The sequence below is a fragment of the Barnesiella sp. CU968 genome (assembly GCF_905219685.1).
Lineage (GTDB): Bacteria > Bacteroidota > Bacteroidia > Bacteroidales > Muribaculaceae > Lepagella > Lepagella muris_A.
Window position 1 is genome coordinate 1 of the sequence record NZ_CAJMXD010000400.1, and the last position, 2606, is coordinate 2606.

Genomic DNA, 2606 nt, shown 5'->3' on the forward strand with positions numbered 1-2606 from the left:
GCATCTTATGTCAACGCTGCCCACTCCGACGAGGAATTTAAGCGAAGCGCCTACCCTTAGCCCCGGAACTTGTTTTATGTCGCGTGAATGGTTTAGTGCCACCGATGCATAGGCGTTGGCGTAAGCGAACATATTGTGTATGTCATATGTCTTGTTTGATATCCCTTCTTTAGCGAGCGAGAAAAATGCTTTCGGAAGAGAAGCTTCAAGATTTGCATTGGCGGAGATGGATATCGTATTGAATCCGCCAAAGCCTTTAAATCCGACAGACAGGAAGTTTATCTTATTGTTGGTACCTATCTTGTTGCGGTTGCCAAATTTGCTCATTGCTTCGGAAACCGATATCTGAGGATTGGTGAAGAGCATTGTCTTGCCTCCGGCAGGTGATTTATAGAAGATATCTGACAGGTGTAGATTGCCCCGGATTGCGGTGTTGAAATTGCCGATTGCAGGCATTGAGACGAATCCTTTGCAATTCCCGAATGCCGGGTTCATTTCATAACGATATGTATAATTGTCAAGGAAATATCCCGAGTATGTATGTTGGGCACCAGCCGAGATGCAACTTGCAACCACTGATGCTATGATGAATAAATTCTTTAAAGATTTCATTTTTAGTTAAGTTTGTAGTGGCTGTATGTTTTAAAATTCGGTTATGTATGAGCCGGATACGCGGGCACGCAGGTTCTCGAGGGTTATTGTCTGGGTCGGAGCGAGGGCATCTGCGGAACCGGGATGAATCGTGGCTTCAAGATGTATGCCGTCGAGATGCTCTATGGTGCCTTCCAACATTATTTTGATATGTTCGCCTTTTGCATTTGCCGGTATTGAGCCATGAGCCTTTACTCCGGGAATGCGAGAACCGTCAACCGACAGCGGATAAACCACCAGCGATGCCTCTAACGGGATAGTGCTGGTCACATCAGCTTCAATTTCAAGGGTAGTGATTTTGATTTTATCGATATCCTCGTCGTTCCAGCCGTCTTTTGTTTCACCATATACGATCGTAGAGCCCGTTTTCAGGGCGATGGGAGCGAGGAAATCATAGCTTCCTGTTATGCCGTCAATCGGTTTGCCGAGCTCGAAGCGGCTCACGGTTTGCAATGGCAGTCCCGGATTAATAAGGTTTATCTCGATTTGCTCAGGAAGTCCCTCCCCGCTGAGGATATCAGACAGACCGGTGAATGGTATGTGCTGAAGACGGGTTGCATACTGGTCGAGAGGAGACGCGGGATTCTTAGGGGAAAGCACAAAATTGTATGGACCTGCGTTAAGAGGCTCGGTTGCAATCCTCTGACCGTTATCCGGTGTGAAACTTGATTTTTCTTCACCCCTGACAGATACAAGTTCAAGCCCTGTGCTGTAATATAGGTTATAATCAGCCACCGGATTATTCAAGTTAAGGTATATCTGGGGGTTGGAAAGGCTGAGGTCGGTTCCCTCCTGATTGAGGAAATCCGGTATGTCATTTAGTGTGACAGGGTCAATGTCAAGTCCGCTGCCGGTAAGGTGATACTCCACTTTTCCGGTGAAATGAGTAGCTTCGAACGGGTCAATTGTGGTTTTTACATTGAAATTGACATTAGCGGTAGGGGTGAAATCAGGATTTACATGATCCGGATTTATAGTGGTTTTCAATAATCCGGAAATCAATTTCACTTCTCCCGAATAGTCGAATGAGCCATTTTTAATTTCAGTATTATTCTTTGTGAAATCAAAGCCTATGGCTGTGATGGCTATTTCGGCAGTCTTATTTTGACACTCTATGTTAGAGAGGGTCAATATTCCTGAAACCGGATCATAAGAATAATTGGAAGGTAGGGATTGCAGCTGCATACCCTTGAGTAATTCGAGTTCCAGTTTCTCAAACTTCAGGTCAATATAGTCAGGTAGTTCCGTTTCTTGAAAAGATACCCTGAAGTTCATGGGTTTGGATTCAAGCATTAGAATCTCACGTACCGATTCATCTATATTTGATGCTACGATATTGACAGGTTGCGGATCAAACTCCTTGAGGTCATAATAGAACTCCAAAGGTGTTATCTTTGATTTGGTGTCAAGGTTCGGAATGTTAAGTTCGAAAGCCGCATTTGTTTCCGGGATCGAAAGGGAGTGGGGTGCGAATGTCGGAATATTGATCGATTGCGAATTTATGTCGCCATGTTGCGTGACGGCATNAAATTCCTTGCCGTTTACTGTAACGGTCTGAATCTTACTGTCTTCGCTGATGTCAAAGATGTCATTCAGTGTGATGGCATCTATTTTGACAGGAAGAGTCAGGTTGTTAACTTTGACTTCCGAAGTTGTATCAATGTCTGACAAGTCATAATCATTGTCTATACACCCGGTCAAAATAACTGCAAATCCGGTGATTGCACCGAATCTTAAAAATCTGAAATCCATGATGTCAAAAAAATCTATAATTTATAGTTGGTATGTTTGAATTGAAGTTTTAAAATTCATTAAATTTTTGCAAAGTTAATAAAAATTAATTGCTTATGAAAATGCAAGTTGTCTTAGAGTATGTTTGAATTTAACACGAATTAAAGCTAAATTCGTTTCTTGAAATTCTTTAAGTCATCATAAAGTGTCTTTTTGGTGCTTTC

1 protein-coding gene is annotated in these 2606 nt (G+C 42.7%); it reads right to left on the reverse strand.

Features of this window, described 5'->3' with window-relative positions:
* Positions 1 to 612 (reverse strand): DUF5723 family protein (locus JX312_RS12070; RefSeq protein ID WP_239653912.1); only part of this gene is annotated, 612 nt, incomplete at its 3' end.
* Between the last annotated feature and the right edge of the window lie 1994 nt (positions 613 to 2606).